Source organism: Streptomyces litmocidini (genome assembly GCF_014649755.1).
GTDB classification, from domain to species: domain Bacteria; phylum Actinomycetota; class Actinomycetes; order Streptomycetales; family Streptomycetaceae; genus Streptomyces; species Streptomyces litmocidini.
The window spans coordinates 289,567-311,624 of the sequence record NZ_BMTQ01000006.1 but is presented as its reverse complement, the minus strand read 5'-3'; the positions used below and the strand labels follow the sequence as shown (position 1 = coordinate 311,624).

Annotated in this window: 20 protein-coding genes; 17 read left to right on the top strand and 3 right to left on the bottom strand. The window is 73.9% G+C overall.

The window, feature by feature from the left end; all coding sequences use genetic code 11:
* Window positions 1-19: 19 nt before the first annotated feature.
* Together IE180_RS16470 and IE180_RS16465 are read left to right on the top strand one after the other, a co-directional pair.
* Window positions 20-1,618, top strand: a complete 1,599-nt coding sequence (locus IE180_RS16470) for a class I adenylate-forming enzyme family protein (RefSeq protein ID WP_190157608.1) — start codon at window positions 20-22, stop codon at window positions 1,616-1,618.
* Window positions 1,619-1,835: 217 nt separating this feature from the next.
* Window positions 1,836-2,873 (top strand): DMT family transporter, encoded by a 1,038-nt coding sequence (locus IE180_RS16465; protein ID WP_190157607.1) that lies wholly within the window; start codon window positions 1,836-1,838, stop codon window positions 2,871-2,873.
* Window positions 2,874-2,967: 94 nt separating this feature from the next.
* On the opposite strand, the gene IE180_RS16460 is transcribed toward IE180_RS16465, so the two are convergent.
* Window positions 2,968-3,672, bottom strand: a complete 705-nt coding sequence (locus IE180_RS16460) for a ScbR family autoregulator-binding transcription factor (protein WP_229860514.1) — start codon at window positions 3,670-3,672, stop codon at window positions 2,968-2,970.
* A gap of 121 nt (window positions 3,673-3,793) precedes the next feature.
* Between IE180_RS16460 and IE180_RS16455 the strand changes: the two genes are divergently transcribed.
* The 3 genes from IE180_RS16455 to IE180_RS16445 all read left to right on the top strand — a co-directional run bounded on the left by IE180_RS16455 (window position 3,794) and on the right by IE180_RS16445 (window position 5,975).
* On the top strand, window positions 3,794-4,780 hold the full coding sequence (locus tag IE180_RS16455) for a ScbA/BarX family gamma-butyrolactone biosynthesis protein (RefSeq protein ID WP_190157606.1): 987 nt from the start codon (window positions 3,794-3,796) through the stop codon (window positions 4,778-4,780).
* Window positions 4,781-4,860: 80 nt separating this feature from the next.
* Window positions 4,861-5,214 carry a LysR family transcriptional regulator gene (locus tag IE180_RS16450; RefSeq protein WP_229860513.1) on the top strand — a complete coding sequence of 118 codons (354 nt, stop codon included), beginning with the start codon at window positions 4,861-4,863 and terminating at the stop codon, window positions 5,212-5,214.
* Window positions 5,211-5,975 carry an HAD family hydrolase gene (locus IE180_RS16445; RefSeq protein ID WP_190157605.1) on the top strand — a complete coding sequence of 255 codons (765 nt, stop codon included), beginning with the start codon at window positions 5,211-5,213 and terminating at the stop codon, window positions 5,973-5,975. The genes IE180_RS16450 and IE180_RS16445 overlap by 4 nt, the downstream gene beginning before the upstream one ends.
* 380 nt (window positions 5,976-6,355) lie before the next feature.
* On the opposite strand, the gene IE180_RS16440 is transcribed toward IE180_RS16445, so the two are convergent.
* Entirely contained in the window at window positions 6,356-6,934 is a 579-nt protein-coding gene (locus IE180_RS16440; RefSeq protein WP_190157604.1) for a TetR family transcriptional regulator, read from the bottom strand.
* A 160-nt stretch (window positions 6,935-7,094) separates the two neighbouring features.
* Here IE180_RS16440 and IE180_RS16435 point away from each other — a divergent pair, with 160 nt between their 5' ends.
* From IE180_RS16435 to IE180_RS16390, 11 genes are all read left to right on the top strand, one after another.
* Complete coding sequence (locus tag IE180_RS16435; protein ID WP_190157603.1) at window positions 7,095-8,258, top strand: acyl-CoA dehydrogenase family protein; 1,164 nt, start codon at window positions 7,095-7,097, stop codon at window positions 8,256-8,258.
* A 117-nt stretch (window positions 8,259-8,375) separates the two neighbouring features.
* Window positions 8,376-8,837 (top strand): hypothetical protein, encoded by a 462-nt coding sequence (locus IE180_RS16430; RefSeq protein ID WP_190157602.1) that lies wholly within the window; start codon window positions 8,376-8,378, stop codon window positions 8,835-8,837.
* A gap of 180 nt (window positions 8,838-9,017) precedes the next feature.
* On the top strand, window positions 9,018-9,827 hold the full coding sequence (locus tag IE180_RS16425; protein ID WP_190157601.1) for a TIGR03084 family metal-binding protein: 810 nt from the start codon (window positions 9,018-9,020) through the stop codon (window positions 9,825-9,827).
* The gene (locus tag IE180_RS16420; protein ID WP_190157600.1) at window positions 9,824-11,668 is read left to right on the top strand and encodes an acyclic terpene utilization AtuA family protein; all 1,845 of its coding nucleotides are present in this window, start codon (window positions 9,824-9,826) and stop codon (window positions 11,666-11,668) included. The genes IE180_RS16425 and IE180_RS16420 overlap by 4 nt, the downstream gene beginning before the upstream one ends.
* Window positions 11,665-13,263, top strand: a complete 1,599-nt coding sequence (locus IE180_RS16415) for an acyl-CoA carboxylase subunit beta (protein ID WP_190157599.1) — start codon at window positions 11,665-11,667, stop codon at window positions 13,261-13,263. The genes IE180_RS16420 and IE180_RS16415 overlap by 4 nt, the downstream gene beginning before the upstream one ends.
* Before the next feature lie 7 nt (window positions 13,264-13,270).
* Window positions 13,271-15,184 carry an acetyl/propionyl/methylcrotonyl-CoA carboxylase subunit alpha gene (locus tag IE180_RS16410; RefSeq protein ID WP_190157598.1) on the top strand — a complete coding sequence of 638 codons (1,914 nt, stop codon included), beginning with the start codon at window positions 13,271-13,273 and terminating at the stop codon, window positions 15,182-15,184.
* A complete protein-coding gene (locus IE180_RS16405; RefSeq protein ID WP_190157597.1) occupies window positions 15,181-16,314 on the top strand; it encodes an acyl-CoA dehydrogenase family protein in 1,134 nt (377 codons plus the stop codon). Before IE180_RS16410 ends, IE180_RS16405 begins: the two co-directional genes overlap by 4 nt.
* Before the next feature lie 33 nt (window positions 16,315-16,347).
* The gene (locus tag IE180_RS37505; protein WP_373302786.1) at window positions 16,348-16,605 is read left to right on the top strand and encodes an excalibur calcium-binding domain-containing protein; all 258 of its coding nucleotides are present in this window, start codon (window positions 16,348-16,350) and stop codon (window positions 16,603-16,605) included.
* A 91-nt stretch (window positions 16,606-16,696) separates the two neighbouring features.
* The gene (locus IE180_RS16400; protein ID WP_190157596.1) at window positions 16,697-18,274 is read left to right on the top strand and encodes an AMP-binding protein; all 1,578 of its coding nucleotides are present in this window, start codon (window positions 16,697-16,699) and stop codon (window positions 18,272-18,274) included.
* Window positions 18,271-19,005 carry an enoyl-CoA hydratase family protein gene (locus IE180_RS16395; RefSeq protein ID WP_190157595.1) on the top strand — a complete coding sequence of 245 codons (735 nt, stop codon included), beginning with the start codon at window positions 18,271-18,273 and terminating at the stop codon, window positions 19,003-19,005. Before IE180_RS16400 ends, IE180_RS16395 begins: the two co-directional genes overlap by 4 nt.
* A complete protein-coding gene (locus IE180_RS16390; RefSeq protein ID WP_190157594.1) occupies window positions 18,993-19,601 on the top strand; it encodes a TetR/AcrR family transcriptional regulator in 609 nt (202 codons plus the stop codon). Before IE180_RS16395 ends, IE180_RS16390 begins: the two co-directional genes overlap by 13 nt.
* Here IE180_RS16390 and IE180_RS16385 read toward each other — a convergent pair.
* Window positions 19,598-20,638 carry a M4 family metallopeptidase gene (locus tag IE180_RS16385; RefSeq protein WP_190157593.1) on the bottom strand — a complete coding sequence of 347 codons (1,041 nt, stop codon included), beginning with the start codon at window positions 20,636-20,638 and terminating at the stop codon, window positions 19,598-19,600. The two genes, IE180_RS16390 and IE180_RS16385, sit on opposite strands and share 4 nt — an antisense overlap.
* Window positions 20,639-21,008: 370 nt before the next feature.
* Here IE180_RS16385 and IE180_RS16380 point away from each other — a divergent pair, with 370 nt between their 5' ends.
* A complete protein-coding gene (locus tag IE180_RS16380; protein WP_190157592.1) occupies window positions 21,009-22,052 on the top strand; it encodes an isopenicillin N synthase family dioxygenase in 1,044 nt (347 codons plus the stop codon).
* The last annotated feature ends 6 nt before the right edge of the window (window positions 22,053-22,058 follow it).

The window sequence follows — 22,058 nt, the reverse complement described above, 5'->3', positions numbered from 1 at the left end:
CTTCGAGGAGAGCACCTCCATGATCAAGATCGCGGACATCCGCAAGCACGCCGCCCGCTGGCCCCAGCGCGTCGCCGTCGTCGACGGCGAGACCCGCGTGACCTGGGCGAGCTTCGCCGACAAGGTCAGCCGGGTGGCCTGCGCCATCCAGGACCTGCTGCCCGAGACCCGGCCCGCCCGCGCGGTCTTCCTCGCCGAGAACAGCTGGGAGCTGGTGGTCTCCATGGCCGCCGTCAGCTCCCTCGGCATCCCCTGCGTCGGCCTCGACTACACCGCCGGGCCCGTCGCGACGAGCGCCGCGCTCGACCAGCTGGAGCCGACCGTCGTCATCACCTCCCAGGCCCACCGGAGCCTCGTCGAGGAGTGCGGCTGGCCGGGCGGCAGGGACATACTCGACATATTCATCGACAGCGAGCCCGTGGGCCTGCCCGACGGCCAGACGGTCTCCGTCAGCTTCACCGACCTCCTCGTGTCGGCCCCCGGCGAACCGCGGCCGGTGGAGCAGCCCTTCGAAGCCTTCTCCTTCACCTCCGGCACCAGCGGCGTTCCCAAGATGGTCGTCCGGCGCACCTCCTTCGAGGCCCGCCGCTTCGCCGACCTCGTCGACCAGTACGCCTTCGACGAAGAGGACGTCCACCTCGTCACGGTGCCGCTCTACCACGCCTCCGGGCCGGGCTGGGCGCGCATCTTCCTCACCCTGGGCGGCACCGTCGTCCTCGGCCCCCACGACGACGCCGAGGAGCTCGTCCGCATCATCCAGGACGAGGGCGTCTCCACCACCCTCATGGTGCCGCCGGTCCTGGCCCGGGTCGTCGCCCACCCGAACTCCGAGCACCTGCACAAGACCTCCCGCCTGCACTTCGTCCTCTCCGGCGGCCGGCACCTCAACCGGTGGGTCATCAACAACGCCTGGGACCGGCTCGGCCCGGTGCTCCACCTCTACTACGGCACGACCGAGACCGGCGTGAACGTCATGATCGGTCCCGAGGAGCTGCACGTGGCCCCCTGCCGCTCCGGCCGCCCCATGCCCGGCAACACCGTCGTGGTCCTCGACCCCGAGAACAAGCCGCTCCCCAAGGGCAGCCGGGGCCGGGTCGCCATCGCCAGCTACCAGCTGATGGACAGCTACGCGACGAGCGAACCGGACTTCATGACCCTCGACTACGGCGGCCGTACGCAGCGCTTCCTGCTCACCGGTGACAGCGGACTCATCGACGAGGCGGGCCGGCTCGAACTCACCGGCCGCAACGACGGCGTGGCCAAGGCCGAGGCGGGCAAGCCGCTCGACGTCAACATCTTCGGTCTCGAAGCCGACCTGATGGACCTGCCCTGCGTCCGGGAGACGGCCGTCCTGCGCACCAGCCTCCCCGGGGTCGGCGAGGCGCTCGTCGTGCCCTTCACGCCGGTCGCCCCCGAGCGCCAGGAGAGCGGCTACCGGGCGGTCAGCGCGGCCTGCGCCCGCCGGGTGCCGTGCCTCCCGGCGTACGTGGTCCCCGTCGACGCCATCCCGTACAGCCCGACCGGCAAGGTCCGGGCCGCCCAGCTCCTGGAGTCGGTCCTGCCGCTGCTCGACATCCGCCCCGCGGAGTCCCGCGAGCCGGAGCCGGCCGGGGTCTGACCCGCGACCGTACGGCCCGCGACCGTGCGGCCCGCCCCGTACGACCGCCTCCGTGCGCACCCGTACGACCCCCCCCCGCACGCGGCCGGGTCCCGGAGCCCGTACCCCCTCCTCCGGATCCGGGACCCGGCCGCCCCCCCGTACTCCCCCCGCACGACCCCCGAAGTCCCTGAAGTCCCCTCAACTCCCCTCCGGCTCAGGCCCGACAGGAAGACTCATGAACAGTCAGAACACGTACACGCGAGGCGTTCTCCTCTGCCTCCTGGCCACGGTGTCCTGGGGCGCGATGTTCCCCCTCATGGACTCCACCCTGAAGCACATCGACCCCTTCACCTTCACCGTGATGCGCTACACCATCGCCGGTGCGATGTTCCTGGTCTTCCTCCGGATCCGGGAGGGGAAGGCGGGCCTCCGCCTCAAGGGCGAACGCATCGGTCTGGCCTGGCTGTTCGGCACGGCCGGCTTCGCGGGCTTCCAGTTCCTGGTCTTCTTCGGACAGGACCTCATCGGCGAGCGGGGCGCCCTGAACGCCTCGATCATGATGGCGACCATGCCCATGATGGGCTTCCTGGTGAACTGGGTGCTGAAGAAGGTCGTTCCGCCGAAGTTCTCGCTCGCCTTCATCGCGATGTCCTTCGTCGGCACCATCCTCGTCGTCTCCGACGGTGACATCGGCTCCCTGATCGCCTCCCCGAAGACGGCCGGCGCCGACGCACTGCTGCTCTTCGCCGCGCTGTGCTGGGTCGTCTACACCTCGGGCGCCGGCTACTTCCCGACCTGGTCCCCGATCAAGTACACGGCGATCACCACGGTCCTCGGCCTCGCCAGCGCCGCCGTGATCACGGCGGTCATCCTGGCCGCCGGCGGCGTCCCGGTCCCGACGGCGGGCGCCGTGGGCTCGATCCTTCCCCAGCTCGCCTACATGAGCGTCATCGCCGGTTTCGTCGGCGTCCTCGGCTGGAACTTCGGCAACCGCTACCTCGGCCCGCTCAACGGCGTCCTCTTCATGGACGTCGTGCCGATCACGGCCTTCGTGATCTCCGCCCTGACCGGTGTCGTCCCGGCCGGCATGCAGATCGTGGGCGCCACGCTCACGGCGGCGGCGCTGGTCCTCAACAACCTGTACCTGCGCCGGGTCGCCGCCAGGGCCGCCGCGGCCGCCCCGGCCCCCGTCGTGGCTTCCGGTTCCGGTACGGCTTCCGGTACGGGTTCCGCTTCCGCGCCGGCTCCGGTCGCCTCGGGCAGCAGGTCCTGACCGGCACCGACCCGCTGAACGCGTACGGCGTGGCCTCCCGCACCCGTGGGGGGCCACGCCGTTCTCCGGTTCCTCACGGCGGGCGCGCGGCCGATCAGCCGCGCAGTCCTTCGAGGAGGACGGCCCGCAGCTCCTCGTGCCGCTCGGCGAGGTCCCTGCGGCGGCTGAGGACGTCCGAGATGTGCTGCATGCCGAAGAAGGCGGAGACCAGGACGCGGGCCGCCGCGCGCGGTTCCACTCCGGCCCGCAGTTGTCCCGCGTCCCGGGCCTCGGCGATCAGCCGGCTGAGGTACTCCTCCCAGCCGACGTACGGCTCGGGGAGCTCGGCGTCGATGAGGGCCCGCTCGATCTGGAGCCGCGCGCCGGCCTGGACGACGATGTCCCGCGCGAACGCCCGGGTGACCGCGTCGAGGACGGCGACGAGCGTCTCGAACGGCTCCTCGTGGTCGCCCTCGGCGCCCTTGAGGATCTCGGGCCAGCGCGCGTAGTGCTCCTGCACGACCGCGACCGCCAGGGCCTCCTTGTTCGTGTAGTGGAAGTACACCGCCCCCTTGGTCATCTCCGCGCGTTCGGCCACGTCCTGCAGGGTCACGGTCGCGTAGCCGCGCTCGGCGAAGAGCTCGGCCGCCGACTGGAGGATGTGCACCTTCGTGCGCCGGGCGCGCTCCTGCTTCGGTTCGCTCCGGGGCTTGGATTCGGAGCCCCGCTGCTTGGGCTCGGCGCTTCGCTGCTCGGGTTCGGCGCCCCGCCGTCCGGGTGCGGTGCCCCGTGGCCGGGGCTCGCTTCGTGGTGTCGTCATGTCCGTCCGCCTCTCTCGTTCCTACGCCTTGCAATATACATTCTCGAAGGTATATTTCTTGCTGCCGAGGGGCCATCGAGGTCCCTCGTCGCCACGATGCTTCACCTTGAGGGGGATAAGGATGTCCATCGGTGTGCTGCAGACCGTGTTACCCGTCGAAACGCCCACGCCCGTCGGGTCCCTGGAGTCGCTCATCCGGGAGGCCAAGGAAGGCCTGAGCTTCGACCGCACGATCTCCCGCCGGTTCGTGCACCGCGCCTCGGTGACGGAGGTCTTCCTCACCGACGCCGTCGTCGCCGGGGCCGACCGCTTCCTGGTCGGTGCGCAACTGCCCCGGAACCACGCCCTGTACCGCCCGGAGACCACCGGGCAGTGCGACTTCATGCTGCTGGTCGAGACCGTACGACAGGCCGGCATCTTCCTGAGCCACCGGTACCACGACGTGCCGCTCGGCCACCACTTCATCTTCAAGGCGCTCTCGCTGCGCATCAGCGACCCGGCCGCCCTCCGGGTCGGCTGCGGGCCCCTCGCGGTCGTCCTCGACGTGAGGGTCGTGACGCCCGCCGGCGGCCGCAACCCGCGCCGCTTCGACGCCCGCTTCGACATGGTGGTCGAGGTCGACGGCCGCGAGTGCGCCCGCGCCTCCGCCGGAGTCGTCGTGATCGACGGCGTCCGGTACGGACGGCTCCGGCAGCGCGGCCGGGTCGCGGAGGCCGCACCCGCGGAGCCCGGGACCCCCGCGCACGGGACGGCCGCGAGCGCCGACGACGACCGGTACGTCCTGCGCCCCGTACCCGCCGCGGAGGAGCGGGCCCGGCCGGCCGGCGCCCGGGAGTGGCGGCTGCACGTCGACCCCACGCACCCCGGCTACTTCGAGCACCCCTCGGACCACGTGCCCGGGATGCTGCTCCTGGAGGCCTTCCGCCAGGCCGCCCGAGAGACGACGGGAGGCGCCGCGCTGACCTCGCTGGACGCCGACTTCGCCGTCTTCGGCGAGCTGGCCGAGGCCGTGGCCGTCGAGGCCGTGCCGACGGAGGACGGCCGGGTGCGCCTCTCCGCCACCCAGGGCGGACGCGCCCTCGCCAACGCCGTGGCCCGCTGCGCGTGACGGTGCGGCACCCCGTGCGGCCGCACGTCCCGCCGCCGCACGTTCCAGGCAAGAACGGACGAGCGTAGAAAGGCAGAAGGATGGAACTCCAGCACTTACGGGCCTTCCGCGAAGTGGCCCGGGAACTCAGCTTCACCCGCGCGGCCCACAACCTGCACTACTCCCAGCCCGCCGTGACCGCGCAGATCAAGGGCCTGGAGGAGGACATGGGGGCCTCGCTCTTCCAGCGGCGCGGCAACCGCTCCGTGGAACTCACGCCGGCCGGCGCGCGGCTGCGCCCGCTGGCGGAGCGGATCCTCGAACTCGTCGAGACGGCGCAGTACGAGATCGCCGACCCCGCACCCTCCGCGGCGGTCCGCCGGACGGCCCCGCCGGCCGGGACGACCGGCCGCTTCGCCTCCGACCACCTCGTCGGCAGAGGGGGCAGAGCATGAGCATCGCCCCGGTCCGGGCCGCGTTCTTCGACGTGGACGAGACCCTGATCACCTGCAAGAGCATGGCCTGCGTCCTCGCCCGGTACTGGGGGCGCGGCGAGGTGGCCGCCCGCAGGCTCGCCGCCGCGCGCGCCTCCCTCCAGCGCCAGATCCGAGAGGGAGCGCCCCGCGAGCAGGTGAACCGCTCCTTCTTCCGCTTCCTCGCCGGCAGTCACCTCGACGACCTGGAGGCCAGCGGCCGGGAGTGGTACGAGAAGGCCCGCGCCGGCGGCCTGCTCCACCGCCCCGTGTACGAGGCGCTGCGCCGCCACCGGGACGCCGGCGACCTGGTCGTCCTCGTCTCCGGAGCCTTCTCCGCCTGCCTCGACCCGCTGGCCCGGGAGGTCGGAGCCGACCTCGTGGTGTGCACCGTGCCCGAGGTGACTTCGGAGGGCCTGCTCACCGGGGAGCTGTCCGGCCCGCCCATGATCGGCGAGGCCAAGGCCGAGGCCGCCCGGCGGATCATGTCGGTCTTCGGCATCGCCGCCGGGGAGTGCTTCGTCTACGCCGACGACGAGAGCGACCTGCCGTTGCTGCGCTCCGTCGGCCACCCGGTCCTGGTCGGCGACGGGCCGGTCTCCGCCCCGCCGTCCGAGACGGCGTCCTGGTCCTGGCTGCCGGGCCCCGCGCCGGTGACCCCGCCCGCCGCGCCGGCCGGATCCCCGACCGGCCTCCCGGCGGCCGCGCGCCCCCCGCACGCCCCGGCGGCCCGGGCGGCCTGAGGCCCCGCACCGGGGCGCGGACCCCTCCGCCGCCGCAGCCCCCACGGACGCCGCAGCCCGGCCCCCCACGGAAGCCCCGGCCCGGCCCTCCACGGGAGTCCCGGCCCCGGCCTCCACGGGAGTCCCGCCCGTACGGGAAGACCCGCTCGTACGAGAGTCCCGCCGCCACGGCGACTCCGAGGGACCGGGAAGCGCCCGTGGCCCGCGTGACTTCCGTACTCCCGCGCACTCGCGCGCATCCTCCACAGGCGCGGGCCCCACCCGTACGACCTCACCCGTACGACCTCACCCGTACGACCCCACCCGCGCGATCCTGCTCGTGCAAGCTCCACCGCGCAGCCCCCACCTGTGCGGGCTCCACCGCGCGGCCCCGCTCCGGCTCAGCCGCTGCGGGAGGCCGACAACGCGGGCTCCAGGATGTCCCAGACCTCGCTCACCAGCTCGGCGGGACCCGTCGCGTCCGTCGCCGTCACCACGGCCGGCGCACCGACGAGGAGGGCGACGACGAGCCGGGCCAGCAGGTCGGCCGGATGGGCGGTGCGGACCGAACCCTCTCCCTGCCCCTTGCGGATCAGGCGCGCCACGACGTCGCAGAGCCTGCCGATGGGGGCGGGCGTGATTCCTTCGGCCCGGGCGGCGTCCAGGACCAGGCGCAGTCCGGCGGCGAAGGGCAGGTCCTCGTGCACCCTGTGGGCGAGGTCGAGGAGCAGTCTCCGCAGGGTGGGCAGTGCCGCGCAGCTCTCCTCCGCCTCGCCGGCGGCGGTGGCGAGGGCGTCGGCCCAGGCCGACTCGAAGGAGCGGGTCAGCTCACCGGCGAGGTCGGCCTTCGAGGAGAAGTGTCCGTAGAGGGCTCCCTTGGTCAGTCCGGTGCGGGCCGTGATGTCGGCCAGGTTCGTCCCCGCGAATCCGTGCAGGGCGAACTCGGCCGCTGCCGCGCCGAGCACCAGGTCATAGGTCATGCGGGCCCTGTCCTGTTGCCTCACCGGGCGTCCGCCTCCCTTCCGCTGTCGCGGCCCTCCATGTCTCTCATGACGGCCTCTCAGAAAATACCTTCCAGGCAGAATCTTTTTCTAGTCGCATCAGTACCACCACTGAACCTCCACTCAAGGAGTACGAGTCATGACTGTCGTCGACGCCCCGATCTCCCTCGCCGCCCCCTCCTCCCTCTCTCCCGCACCCCTCGCCGCGGGCCGGCTCCGGGCCGCCGCCGCGCGCCACGCCGAGGAGGCGGAGCGGAACGGCCTGCTCCACCCCGAGGCCGTCGAGGCGATGACCGCCTCCGGCCTCGCCCGGCACTTCGTGCCCCGTCGCTGGGGCGGCAGAGCCGGAGGCTTCGCCGAACTGCTCGGCACGGTCGCCGAGACCGGCACGGCCTGCGCCTCCACCGCCTGGTGCGCGGTGCTGCTCGCCGCCCACGGCCGCCTCGCCGCGCACCTGCCGGCCGAGGGGCAGCGCGAGCTGTGGGGCGACTCGCCCGACGTGCGCGTCGCGGCGGCGATCGTGCCCCCCGCCGGCCGGCTCGCCCGGGTGCCCGGCGGCTGGACCCTGTCGGGGGAGTGGGCCTTCGCCAGCGGGATCGAGCACGCCGACTGGGTCCTCCTCGCCTCCCTCGACCACTCGGGGGACGGCGCCCCGGCGTACCGGATCCTCGCGGTGCCGTGCGGGCAGGTCGGGATCCGGAAGACCTGGGACGCGGTCGGGCTCCGCGCCACCGGCAGCCACAGCGTCACGGTCGACGGGGTGTTCGTGCCCGAGCACCGCACCTTCCTCCGGGAGACCCTGGTGGCCGGCGTCACCGACGCCGACGCCGCCCCCTGTCACCGGGTGCCGTACCAGCTGGTCGCCGCGCTCCTCTTCGCCGCACCCGCGCTCGGCGCGGCGCGCGGGGCCCTGGAGGCCTGGACCCTGCTCGTCGGCATGCGCCGCCTGCCCGACGGGCGGCCGCTCACCGACGACCCGGCGGTCCAGCAGACCCTGGCCCGCTGCTCCGCCGAGATCGACGCGGCCCGCCTGCTCCTGGAGGCGGCCGCCGCCCGCGCCGACGGTCCGGCCCCGGGCCCGGCCGCCGTCGCCCTCAACCGGCGCGACTCGGCCCTCGCCGTCGACCTCCTCACCGGCGCGGTGGAACGCCTCGTGCGCACCGGCGGCGCCCGCGGCCTCGTCGCGGGCGGCGATCTGGCGCGCGCCTGGCGCGACATCCACGCGATCGCCGCCCACGCCGCCCTCCAGCCCGCCCCGGCGGCCGCGGCCTACGCGGCGACGGTCTTCCCGGCGGGCGTCTGAGGCCCGCCGCCGTCGGCCCTCCGAGGTGCGCCGCCGGTGGCCGCCCGGACTCCGCCGCCGGTGGGCGGCACGGGGAGTATACGTGCGATGTATACACGGAGCGTATAGTCAGGGCCCATGGCACCGTCCGCACCCACCGCCCTCGTCCCCCGCCTCCTCAAGGCGCTGATCGTCTCGACGCTCGGCGTCGCCGCATCGCACCTGGTCCTGTCCGACACGCTCTATCTGTCGTTCGCCGGCCAGGCGGCCTCGGCGCTCGGGGACGGGCCCGGGTACTCGGCGGACCAGGCGTTCACCGCGGCCCTCGTCAACGCCTTCCTCGTCATGCCCCCGGTCCTGTGGACCGGGATGCTCGTCGCGGGGGAGCGGCGGGTCGGGGCGATGGTGCTGGTGGGGGAGATCGCCTGGATCGCGGCCGTCGGGAACGGCGTCGACGTGATCGACGACGCCCCGGGCGCCCTCCTCCCGCCGCACTCCCTGCTCCTCGTCGTCGCCGTCACGGCCCTGGCCTCCCTCCTGCGGAGGGGGAGCGGTCGCCGGGGCCCGTCTCCCGGATCGGGCCCCGCGGACCCGGCCTGATCCGAAAGGCGGGCCCCGGGGTGCCCGGGGCGCGCCCGCGGCGGGGCCCGGCAAGGGACGCCGCCCGTCGCGCGCGAGGAGGTCCAGAAACTAAAGCAAGCACGCTTGATTGTTTCTGGTCCCGCTGGCATGCTCCTCCGCGAAGGCCCGTGACCGCCCGTCCCCCGAGGGGAGCGCACCGTGTCCGACCCCGCCGTCGTCCTCGACGACCTGCGCGACGAGAGCGAAGAACTCGACCGTCTCGTCGGAGAGTTGAGCGAGGAGGGGTGGGCCGCCCCCACCCCCGCCCCCGGCTGGACGATCGCCCACCAGATCGCCCACCTCGCCTGGACCGACCGGGCCGCCCTCCTCGCCGCCACCGACGCCGACGCCTTCGCCGCCGAGACCCAGAAGGCCCTCGCCGCCCCCGACCGCTTCGTCGACGAGGGCGCGGAGGAGGGCGCGAAGCTGCTGCCCGCCGAGCTCCTGGCCCGCTGGCGCACCGGCCGCGAACGGCTCCAGGAGGCCCTGCGCGCGGTCCCGCCCGGGGCCAGGTTCCCCTGGTACGGGCCGCCGATGAGCGCCTCCGCCATGGCCACCGCCCGGCTGATGGAGACCTGGGCGCACGGCCAGGACGTCGCCGACGCCCTCGGCGCGGCCCGGGTGCCCACGGCCCGGCTCCGGCACGTCGCCTGGATCGGTCACCGGGCCCGCGACTACGCCTTCCTGGTGCGGGGCCTCCCGGCGCCCGCCGAGCCGTTCCGCGTCGAACTGGAGGCACCGGACGGCACGTCGTGGACGTACGGTCCCGAGGACGCCGCCCAGCGGGTCACCGGCCCCGCCCTCGACTTCTGCCTGCTCGTCACCCAGCGCCTCCACCGCGACGACACCGCCCTGGTCGCCGAGGGCGAGGACGCCGAACGGTGGCTGGCCATCGCCCAGGCCTTCGCCGGCCCGGCGGGCGGCGGCCGCGCGCCGCACGGAACTCCCGCCGCCGAGGGGACCGCATGACGAACGTCCTCCGCGTCGGGAACGCCTCCGGCTTCTACGGCGACCGCTTCGACGCCGTCCGCGAGATGCTCACCGGCGGCGGACTCGACGTCCTCACCGGCGACTACCTCGCCGAGCTGACCATGCTCATCCTCGGCCGCGACCAGCTCAAGGACCCGTCCGCCGGCTACGCGAAGACCTTCCTGCGCCAGATGGAGGAGGGCCTCGGCCTCGCCCACGAGCGCGGGGTCCGGATCGTCGCCAACGCGGGCGGCCTCAACCCGGCCGGTCTCGCCGACGCCCTGCGCGCCCTCGCCGCGAAGCTCGGCCTGCCCACCCGCGTCGCCCACGTCGAGGGCGACCTGCTGCCGCCGCGACCGGGCGCGCTGACCGCCAACGCCTACCTCGGCGGCGCCGGCATCGCCGCCTGCCTGGCCGCCGGAGCCGACGTCGTCGTCACCGGCCGCGTCACCGACGCGGCCCTCGTCACCGGGCCCGCGCAGTGGCACTTCGGCTGGGGCCCGGAGGCGTACGACGAGCTGGCGGGCGCGGTCGTCGCCGGGCACGTCCTGGAGTGCGGCACCCAGGCCACCGGCGGCAACTACGCCTTCTTCCGGGGCCACGACGTGCGCCGCCCCGGCTTCCCGGTCGCCGAACTCCACGCCGACGGCAGCGCGGTGGTCACCAAGCACCCCGGCACCGGCGGCCTCGTCGACACCGGCACGGTCACCGCCCAGCTCCTCTACGAGACGGCCGGCGCCCGCTACCCCGGCCCCGACGCGACGGCCCGGCTCGACACCGTCCGGCTCACCCAGGAGGGCCCCGACCGGGTCCGGATCTCGGGCGTGCGGGGGGAGGCCCCGCCCCCGACGCTCAAGGTGGGGCTCAGCAGGCTCGGAGGCTTCCGCAACGAGGTCGTCTTCGTCCTCACCGGCCTCGACATCGAGGCCAAGGCGGCCCTCCTCCGGGAGCAGCTCCACGACGCGCTGGTGAAGAACTCGCCCGCCGAGGTCCGCTGGGAACTGGTCCGCACCGACCGCCCCGACGCCCCCACCGAGGAGACGGCGAGCGCCCTGCTCCGCCTCGTGGTCCGCGACCGGGACCCCGACAGGGTCGGCCGTGCCGTCACCGGCGCCGCCGTCGAACTGGCCCTCGCGAGCTACCCCGGCTTCCACGTCACCGCCCCGCCCGGCAAGGGCGCCCCCTACGGGGTCTTCGAGACCGCGTACGTGCCGGCCGCCGAGGTCCCGCACACGGCCGTGCTCCCCGACGGGACCCGCCGGGAGGTCCCCGCACCCCCGGGGACCCGGGAACTGGAACCCGTACCCGACCCGGACCTTCCGCCGCCCCTCCCCGAGGGCCCCACCCGGAGGGCGCCCCTCGGCCGGATCGCGGGGGCCCGCAGCGGAGACAAGGGCGGTGACGCGAACGTCGGCGTCTGGGTCCGTACGGACGAGGAGTGGCGCTGGCTCGTTCACGCCCTGACCGTGGAGAGGTTCGGGCAACTCCTCCCGGAGACCGCCGGACTGACCGTCACCCGGCACCTCCTCCCGAACCTCCGCGCCCTCAACTTCACCGTCGCCGGGATCCTCGGCGAGGGCGTCGCCTCCCAGGCCCGCTTCGACCCCCAGGCCAAGGCCCTCGGCGAATGGCTCCGCTCCCGCCACGTGGACGTCCCGGCCGCGCTCCTGTCCGACGCGTCGTCCGACGTCCCGGCCGCGCTCCTGTCCGACGCGTCGTCCGACGTCCCGGCCGCGCTCCTGACCGGCACCTCGTCCGACGTCCCGGCCGCGCTCCTGTCCGACGCCTCGCCCGGCCTCCCCACCGACCTCCTGCCCGAGCACCCGGAGGAAACCCCGTGACCGTCCTCGCCTCCGCCCTCGACACCGGCGGACCGGACTACGCGGCCCACCGCGCCGCCATGCTCGACAAGCTCGCCGCCCTCGACGCCGAGCACGCCAAGGCCCTCGCCGGGGGCGGCGAGAAGTACACCGCCCGCCACAGGAAGCGCGGCAAGCTCCTCGCCCGGGAGCGGATCGAGCTGCTCGTCGACCCCGACAGCCCCTTCCTGGAGCTGTCGCCGCTCGCCGCCTGGGGCAGCGACTACACCGTGGGCGCCTCGCTCGTCACCGGCATCGGGGTCGTCGAGGGCGTGGAGTGCCTGATCACCGCCAACGACCCGACCGTGCGCGGCGGCGCCTCCAACCCGTGGACGCTGAAGAAGGCCCTGCGGGCCAACGAGATCGCTTACGCCAACCGGCTGCCCGTCGTCTCGCTCGTCGAGTCCGGCGGCGCCGACCTGCCCTCCCAGAAGGAGATCTTCATTCCGGGCGGGGCGCTCTTCCGCGACCTCACCCGCCTCTCCGCCGCCGGCATCCCGACCGTCGCCGTCGTCTTCGGGAACTCGACGGCGGGCGGCGCGTACGTCCCCGGCATGTCCGACCACGCCGTGATGATCGGGAAGCGGTCGAAGGTGTTCCTCGGCGGGCCGCCGCTGGTGAAGATGGCGACGGGCGAGGAGAGCGACGACGAGTCGCTCGGCGGGGCCGAGATGCACGCGCGCACGAGCGGCCTCGCCGACCACTACGCCGTCGACGAGGCCGACGCGATCCGCCAGGCCCGCCGGATCGTCGCCCGCCTCAACCACCGCAAGCACCACGAGGACCCCGGACCGGCCGAACCCCCGAAGTACGACCCGGAGGAGCTGCTCGGGATCGTCCCCGGCGACCTGAAGACGCCGTTCGACCCGCGCGAGGTGATCGCCCGGATCGTCGACGGCTCGGACTTCGACGAGTTCAAGCCGCTGTACGGGCCCTCCCTCACCACCGGCTGGGCCCGTCTGCACGGCTACCCGGTGGGCGTGATCGCCAACGCGCAGGGCGTCCTCTTCTCGGCCGAGTCGCAGAAGGCCGCGCAGTTCATCCAGCTCGCCAACCAGCGCGACATCCCGCTCGTCTTCCTCCACAACACCACCGGCTACATGGTCGGCAAGGAGTACGAGCAGGGCGGCATCATCAAGCACGGCGCCATGATGATCAACGCGGTGTCGAACTCGAAGGTCCCCCACCTCTCCGTCCTCATGGGGGCCTCGTACGGCGCCGGGCACTACGGCATGTGCGGCCGGGCCTACGACCCGCGCTTCCTCTTCGCCTGGCCGAGCGCGAAGTCCGCCGTCATGGGTCCGCAGCAGCTCGCCGGAGTCCTCTCGATCGTGGCCCGGGCCTCCGCCGCCGCGAAGGGGCAGCCGTACGACGACGAGGCCGACGCCGGGCTGCGCGCCCTCGTCGAGGCGCAGATCGAGTCCGAGTCGCTGCCGATGTTCCTCTCCGGGCGGCTCTACGACGACGGGGTCATCGACCCCCGCGACACCCGCACGGTCCTCGGGCTGTGCCTCTCCGCGATCCACACGGCACCGGTCGAGGGCGCGCGCGGCGGCTTCGGCGTCTTCCGAATGTGAGGCACTGATGATTTCGACCGTACTGGTCGCGAACCGGGGCGAGATCGCCTGCCGGGTCTTCCGCACCTGTCGTGACCTGGGCATCTCCACCGTCGCCGTGTACTCCGACGCGGACGCCGACGCCCTGCACGTGAGGGAGGCCGACGCGGCGGTGCGCCTGCCGGGGGCCGCGCCCTCGGAGACGTACCTGCGCGGCGATCTGGTGGTCGCGGCGGCGCTCGCGGCGGGCGCCGACGCCGTCCACCCCGGCTACGGCTTCCTCTCCGAGAACGCCGACTTCGCGCGGGCGGTCACCGACGCGGGCCTGGTGTGGATCGGGCCGCCGCCCGAGGCGATCGAGGCGATGGCGTCGAAGACCCGCGCGAAGGAGCTCCTGGGCATCGAGCCCCTGGGCGAGGTGACGGAGGCCGACCTGCCCGTCCTGGTGAAGGCGGCGGCGGGCGGCGGCGGCCGGGGCATGCGGATCGTACGCGAACTGGACCAGCTGGAAGAGGAGTTGCGGGCCGCGTCGGCGGAGGCGGCGAGCGCCTTCGGGGACGGCGAGGTGTTCGTCGAGCCGTACGTGGAGAACGGCCGGCACGTCGAGGTGCAGCTCCTCTGCGACGCCCACGGCACCGTCTGGGCGCTCGGCACCCGCGACTGCTCCCTCCAGCGCCGCCACCAGAAGGTCGTGGAGGAGGCCCCGGCGCCCGGCCTGCCCGCCGCCCTGGAGGCCTCCCTCCTCGACACCGCCGTACGGGCGGCCAAGGCCGTGGGCTACGTCGGCGCGGGCACGGTCGAGTTCCTGGTCGCCGACGCCCCCCGAGCGTTCGGCCCCGCTCGAGCGGGGGGGACCCCCCAGGCGCACTTCCTGGAGATGAACACCCGCCTCCAGGTCGAGCACCCGGTCACCGAGGAGGTGTACGGCGTCGACCTCGTCGCCCTCCAGCTCGCCGTCGCCGAGGGCCGCGCCCTGCCCGCCGAGCCGCCGGCCCCGCGCGGCCACGCCGTCGAGGCCCGGCTCTACGCCGAGGACCCGGCGAAGGGGTGGGCCCCGCAGACGGGCGTCCTGCACCGCTTCGACGTCCCCGGCGGCGTGCGCGTCGACACCGGTTACGTCTCCGGGGACACGATCGGCGTCCACTACGACCCGATGCTCGCCAAGGTGATCGCCCACGCCCCGACCCGGGAACAGGCGCTCCGGAAGCTCGCCCACGCCCTGGAACGGGCCCGTGTGCACGGCCCCGTCACCAACCGCGACCTGCTCGTGGCGTCCCTCCGCCACCCGGAGTACGCTGATCCGGCCGCCCTCGACACCGGTTTCTACGAGCGGAACCTCGACGCCCTGACCGCGCCCCCGCCGGGCGGGGAGCACGCGGCCGTGGCCGCCGCGCTGGCCTCGGCCGCCTCCCGGGAGGGCCGCTTCGGCGGCGGCTGGCGCAACGTCCGCTCGCAGGAGGAGACGAGGACGTACGGCGACCACGAGGTCCGCTACCGGCCGGCCCGGGGCGGCGGCTACGAGGTGGTGTCCCCGGAGGGCGTACGGGTGGTGTCGGCGGGCCCGGACGCCGTACGGCTCGAAGTGGCGGGCGTGGCCAGGACCTTCGAGGTCACGGCCTACGAGGACGCCGTCCATGCCGGCCGCCACCGCCTCACCGCCCGTCCCCGCTTCACCGACCCGGACGACCTGCGGGAACCCGGCTCCCTGCTCGCCCCCATGCCCGGCACCGTCGTCCGGGTCGCGGACGGCCTCGCCGTCGGCGACCGGGTGGCCGCCGGGCAGCCCCTGCTCTGGCTGGAGGCCATGAAGATGGAGCACCGCGTCTCCGCACCCGCCTCCGGCACGCTCACCGCGCTCCACGCCGTCCCCGGCCGCCAGGTCGAGGTCGGTGCCCTGCTCGCCGTCGTACAGACCGATGCACAGGAGGAAGACCCCGTATGAGCACCGACATCGAGCCGCAGGAACACACCGCGCTCCGGGCCGCCGTCTCCGCCCTCGGCCACCGCCACGGCCCCGGCTTCGACCGCGCGGAGCTCTGGGCGGAGGCGGGCAAGCTCGGCTATCTGGGCGTGAACCTGCCCGAGGAGTACGGCGGCGGGGGCGGCGGTATGGCCGAGCTGTCCATCGTCCTGGAGGAGGCGGGCGCCGCCGGGGCTCCGATGCTGATGATGGTCGTGTCGCCCGCGATCTGCGGCACGGTCATCTCCCGCTTCGGCACGGAGGAGCAGAAGCGGGCCTGGCTCCCCGGCCTCGCGGACGGGTCGAGGACGATGGCCTTCGGCATCACCGAGCCCGACGCGGGCTCCAACTCGCACCGCATCACGACGACGGCGACCCGCACGGAGGAGGGCTGGGTCCTGAACGGCCGCAAGGTCTTCGTCTCGGGCGTCGACATCGCCGACGCGACCCTGATCGTGGGCCGCACCTCCGACGCCCGCACGGGGAACCTGAAGCCCTGCCTGTTCATCGTCCCGCGCGACGCGCCCGGCTTCGGGCGCCGGCACATCGAGATGGAACTGGACGCGGACGAGAAGCAGTTCGAGCTGACCCTGGACGACGTCCACCTCCCCTTCGAGGCGCTCGTCGGCGACGAGGACGCGGGCCTCCTCCAGCTCTTCGCGGGCCTCAACCCCGAGCGGATCATGACGGCGGCGTTCGCGATCGGCATGGGCCGGTACGCCCTCGCGCAGGCGGTGAGGTACGCGAAGGAGCGCCAGGTCTGGAAGGCCCCGATCGGCGCCCACCAGGCCGTCGCCCACCCGCTCGCGCAGGCGCACATCGAACTCGAACTGGCCCGCCTGATGATGCAGAAGGCGGCGCGGCTGTACGACGCGGGCGACGACATGGGGGCGGGCGAGGCCGCGAACATGGCGAAGTACGCGGCGGCCGAGGCCTGTGTGAAGGCCGTGGACACGTCCGTCCACACCCTCGGCGGCAACGGCCTCACCAAGGAGTTCGGCCTGGCCCGTCTGGTCACGGCCGCCCGCGTGGCGAGGATCGCCCCGGTCAGCCGGGAGATGATCCTGAACTACGTCTCCCACCAGACGCTGGGGCTGCCCAAGTCGTACTGACGTGTTCCCGGCCGTCACGGGTGCCACCGGGGTATGACCCGGAGGTCGGCCCCGCGGTGTGACGACGGGGCCGCCGAGGGGCCGCGAGGGCGCGGGCGTCCGCCGAACGACCCGAGGAGCCCGTCGATGTCCCCGTCGACGACCCCGGTCCGCCGCACCGCCGCCCGCACCGCCCCGATCCACCGGGGGGAGGGGGGAGAGCCCGGCTGCGGCAGCCACCTCGACCGCGACGGCGACGAAGCGGCCTGCGAGCGCCGACCCACCGGCCATGAACCATGCAGGCACGCTTGATTGTTTTTCGGCGGGCTGACAGGGTCTCCCCGAGTCCCGCCCGCAACACCGATCCTGGCGACCACCTTCCACCTCTCCAGGGGGCCGACGCATGGTGTTCCACAGCGACTACGAGGCCGTTCCCACCCTCTCCCTGCCCATCCACGACGCCGTCCTCGGAAACGCCGCCGCGTTCGGGGACGCCCCGGCCCTCGTCGACGGGGCCGGGGAGCTGACGCTCACGTACGGACAGGTCGACGCCTTCCACCGGCGGGTGGCCGCCGGGCTCGCGGAGGCCGGGGTGCGCAAGGGGGACGTCCTCGCCCTGCACAGCCCCAACACCGTCCTGTTCCCGATCGCGTTCTACGCCGCCACGCGCGCGGGCGCGTCCGTCACCACCGTGCACCCGCTGGCCACGCCGGAAGAGTTCGCCCAACAGCTCCGCGACTCCTGCGCGCGGTGGATCGTGACCGTCTCCCCGCTGCTCGCCTCCGCCCGCGCCGCCGCCGAACTCGCGGGCGGCGTCGAGGAGATCCTCGTCTGCGACCGGGCGCCGGAGGGCGAGGGCGTCCGCTCGCTCCAGGAGTTCCTCGCCTCCACCGCGCCCGTCCCCGAGATCGCCGTCGACCCCGACGAGGACGTCGCCGCCCTCCCGTACTCCTCCGGCACCACCGGCGTCCCCAAGGGCGTCATGCTCACCCACACCTCCATCGCCACCAACCTGGCGCAACTGGAGCCGCTGATCCCCATGGGACCCGGCGACCGCGTCCTCGCCGTCCTGCCCTTCTTCCACATCTACGGGCTCACCGCCCTCATGAACGCGCCCCTCCGCCGGGGCGCCACCGTCGTCGTCCTGCCCCGCTTCGAACTCGACGCCTTCCTCGGCGCCATCCAGAAGCACCGCATCAACGGCCTGTACGTCGCCCCGCCGATCGTGCTCGCCCTCGCCAAGCACCCGGCCGTCGCCGACTACGACCTGTCCTCCCTGGAGTACGTCGTCAGCGCCGCCGCCCCCCTCGACGCCGCCCTCGCCGAGGCCTGCTCCACCCGCCTCGGCCTGCCGCCCGTCCGGCAGGCGTACGGCATGACCGAGCTGTCCCCGGGCACCCACGTCACCCCGCTCGACGCCGCCGCGCCCCCGCCCGGCACCGTCGGCCGGCTGCTGCCCTCCACCGAGATGCGGATCCTCTCCCTCGACGACCCCGCGAAGGACGCCGCACCCGGCGAGGAGGGCGAGATCGCCATCCGGGGCCCCCAGGTCATGAAGGGCTACCTCGGCCGCCCCGACGCCACCGCCGCCATGATCGACGCCGACGGCTGGGTGCGCACCGGCGACATCGGCCGCGTCGACGAGGACGGCTGGCTCTTCGTCGTCGACCGCGTCAAGGAACTCATCAAGTACAAGGGCTTCCAGGTCGCCCCCGCCGAACTCGAAGCGCTGCTCCTCACCCACGAGGGGATCGCCGACGCCGCCGTCATCGGCGTCACCGACGCCGACGGCACCGAGATCCCGAAGGCCTTCGTCGTCCGCCAGCCCGCCGCGCCCGGCCTCACCGCCGAGGAGGTCGTCGCGCACGTCGCCGCGCGGGTCTCCCCGTACAAGAAGGTCCGCGCCGTGGAGTTCATCGACACCGTCCCCCGGGCAGCGTCCGGGAAGATCCTCCGAAGGCAACTGAGGGAGCGCGCATGACCCTGCCCCTGATCGACGTCACCGAGGAGCGGGGCGTCACCACCCTCGCCCTGAACTCCCCGGCCACCCGCAACGCCCTCTCCGCCCCGCTCGTCACCGAGCTCGCCGACGCCCTCACCGCCTGCGGCAAGGACCCGGCGGTCCGGGCGGTCGTCCTCACCCACACCGGCTCCACGTTCAGCGCGGGCGCCGACCTGAAGGCGCCGCCCAGCCCGTACGCCTTCGTGGACCTGCTCCGGCAGGTCGTCGAGCTGCCGAAACCGGTCGTCGCCCACGTCACCCCCGGCAGCCACACCCGCGCCGGCGGCCTCGGCCTGCTCGGCGCGGCCGACATCGTCCTCGCCGGGGAGGGGGCCGACTTCGCCCTCACCGAGGTGCGGATCGGGGTCGCGCCCGCCGTCATCTCCCTCACCCTCCTGCCGCGCCTCGCACCGCGCGCGGCCGCCCGGCACTACCTGACCGGTGAGCGGTTCGGCGTCCCCGAGGCGATCGGCATGGGCCTCGTGACCGCCGGCGACCAGGAACTGCCCGGCATCCTCGACTCCCTCCGCGCCGCCTCCCCGCAGGGCCTGCGGGAGGCGAAACGACTGGTCACCGCTAGAGTCCTGGAGACCTTCGAACGCGACGCGGAGGACCTGGTGCAGAGGTCGGCCACGCTCTTCGCCTCCGCCGAGGCGCGCGAGGGGATGACGGCCTTCCTCGAACGACGGGACCCCGCATGGCGGCTCTGACCGCGCCCAGACCGGACCGGAGCGACCGGAACCCCAAGCAGGACAGGAGCCGCGCCACCCGGCAGCGGCTCCTGGAGGCCGCCGTGTCCTGCCTGGCCGAACACGGCTGGGCGGGCTCCACGGTCGCCGTCGTCGCCGAACGGGCCGGAGTCTCCCGGGGCGCCGCCCAGCACCACTTCCCGACCCGCGAGGACCTCTTCACGGCCGCCGTCGAGTACGTCGCGGAGGAGCGTTCGCAGGCCCTGCGGGCGGTCCCCACGGACGACCGCGAACAGGCCGTCGCCGCCCTCGTCGGCCTCTACACCGGCCCCCTCTTCCGGGCCGCGCTCCATCTGTGGGTCGCCGCCTCCGGCGAGGAACAGCTCCGCGAGCGGGTCACCGAGCTGGAGGCCCGCGTCGGGCGCGAGTCCCACCGCATCGCCGTCGAGGTCCTGGGCGCCGACGAGGCCCGGCCCGGCGTCCGCGAGACCGTCCAGGGCCTCCTGGACATGGCCCGCGGCCTGGGCCTCGCCACCCTCCTCACGGACGACCGCGCCCGCCGGGAACGCGTGGTGTCCCAGTGGGCGCGGCTGGTGAGCGAGGCGCTGAGCGACTAGACGCCGGGGATCGCCCGCGCCCGGAAGGCGTCCCGCACCGCGGCAGCGGCCTGCGTCCCGTACATCTTCTGCGCGGTCGCGACCGTCGTGAGGGCCGCGTCCTCGAAGCTGGTGTCGGCGGCGAAGCCGAACTGCGCGTTCACGATGATCCGGTCGGCCGTCCGGGGGCCGAGCTTGCCGCGGATGTCGAAGAGCGCCCGGGACCAGATCTCGCCGTCCGCGTGGACCTCGCCCACGCGGTCCGCGTAGGTCTTGGTGCCGTCGATGCGGCGCAGGCAGTGCGGGGCCGCGCTGTAGCCGGTGGAGTCCCAGTCGGCGACGCACGCCAGGTCGGTCTTCATCGGCCAGCCGTACCGGGCGTCCGCGTTCGCGCCGACCTCCACGGCCAGGTAGTCGCCGAAGGCCTCGCCGATCGCGCCGGCCTCCGGGGAGCTGCCGAAGCCGGGCACCTGGGCGTTATGCACCGCGTGGCCGTACTCGTGGACGATGACCTCGGCGTCCTCGGCGTCGTCCACGCCGCCCTTGCCGAAGCGGATCTCGGCCTTCTTGTCGGTGAAGAAGGAGTTGTCGGCGCCCCACTGGTTGAGGCGGACCGGCTGCACCCGGTCGTTCGCCCCGGGCAGCTCGGTGCCGAAGCCGAGGCCCTGGAGGTACTCCTGCGCCTCGTTGACCCAGAAGTACGCCATGACCTGCTCGAACTCGTCGTCGGAGCGGTCGTACGAGGCGGCGTCGGCGGCCTTTGCGGGGTTGCCGGTCTCCGAGCGGACCGCGGCCCACCTGCCGGAGAGGGCGCCGCTCGCGTCGAGGTTGCGCAGAGCGACGGAGGCGTACGCGGAGGCGGGGACGTCGCTCGCCGCGTCCTTGTGGTCGGTGAGGGACTGGTCGCCCGAGGACTGGACCGGGTTCACCATGAAGACGCGGGCCTGCGGCGCCGCGGTGACGGCGGAGGCTCCCGCGGACGGGAGCAGCGCCGCGGTGGCGGCGGCCACGGTGACGGCGGCCGCGGCGGCCGGGCCACGAGAGGTGCGGCGGGTCATGGACGTCCTCCTGCGATGGGATGCGACGACGGGAAGCTTGGCGTGTACTCGCCAGGCAATGGCGGCGATCTTCGCGCAAGCCCGCCGTTTTGAACAGACTTTGAGCCATCCCGGCCCAGGACGTGACGGGGACCACAGTGACCCGCCCACCCCCGCAGTACGCTGACTCCATGCCTCTGCTCGTACGCCGTCGCCACGTGGACTACGTCCGCGTCACGAGCATGGGCTGTCGCCGCTCCGCCTGACCTTCCGGGGTACCACTCCACACCCCCGCGGTCCCTCGTACAGAGCCCCAGCCGACCGGCACCCGTGGCCCCCGCCCCACCCTCGGCGGCCGCCCCGGGCACCCGTATACCCCGCGGATGCATACATGACGAACAGCTCGTACTCCTCGCAGCTCCCCATCGTGGACCTCTCGGCCGCCGACCGGGACCCACAGGCCCGGAAGCTGCTCCACGCCCAGCTCCACTCGGCCGCCCACGACGTGGGCTTCTTCCAGCTCATCGGGCACGGGGTCACCGAGGCCGAGACGAAGGCCCTCACCTCGGCCATGCACGCCTTCTTCGCCCTTCCCGAGGCCGACCGGCTCGCCCTGGACAACATCAACTCGCCGCACTTCCGCGGCTACACGCGCATCGGCGACGAGCGCACCGGCGGCGCCCGCGACTGGCGCGACCAGCTCGACATCGGCGCCGAGCGCCCCGCGCGCGAGCCCGGCCCCTGGGAGGCCCCCTACTGGTGGCTCGAAGGCCCCAACCAGTGGCCCGCCGCCCTCCCCGAGCTCCGCACGGCCGCCCTGCACTGGATCGACCGCCTCAGCGGCGTCGCCGAGCGCCTCCTCCACGAGCTGCTCGCCTCCATCGGCGCGCCCCGGGACTTCTACGACGACATCTTCGGCCCGCGCGCCCACCCGCACCTCAAGCTGGTGCGCTACCCGGGCAGCAGCGGCGAGGGCGACGACCAGGGCGTCGGCGCGCACAAGGACTACGGCTTCCTCACCCTGCTGCTCCAGGACCACGTCGGCGGACTCCAGGTGCAGCGCGAGGACGGGAGGTTCCACGACGTGCCGCCGCTGCCGGGCGCCTTCGTCGTCAACCTGGGCGAGCTCCTGGAGGTGGCCACGAACGGCTACCTGGTCGCGACGAACCACCGGGTGGTCTCGCCGCCCGGGGCGACGGAACGCTTCTCCGTGCCGTTCTTCTACAACCCGCGCCTGGACGCCCGCATCGCGCCGCTGGAGTTCCCGTTCGCGGACCGGGCGCCCGGCGTCACCACCGACCCGGCGAACCCGCTGTTCGCCGAGTACGGACGCAACGAACTCAAGGGCAAGCTCCGCGCCCACCCGCTGACGACGGCCCGCCACCACGCGGACCTGCTGCTGCACCCGCAGGACCAGCAGGCCCAGCTGGTGTAGCGGGAG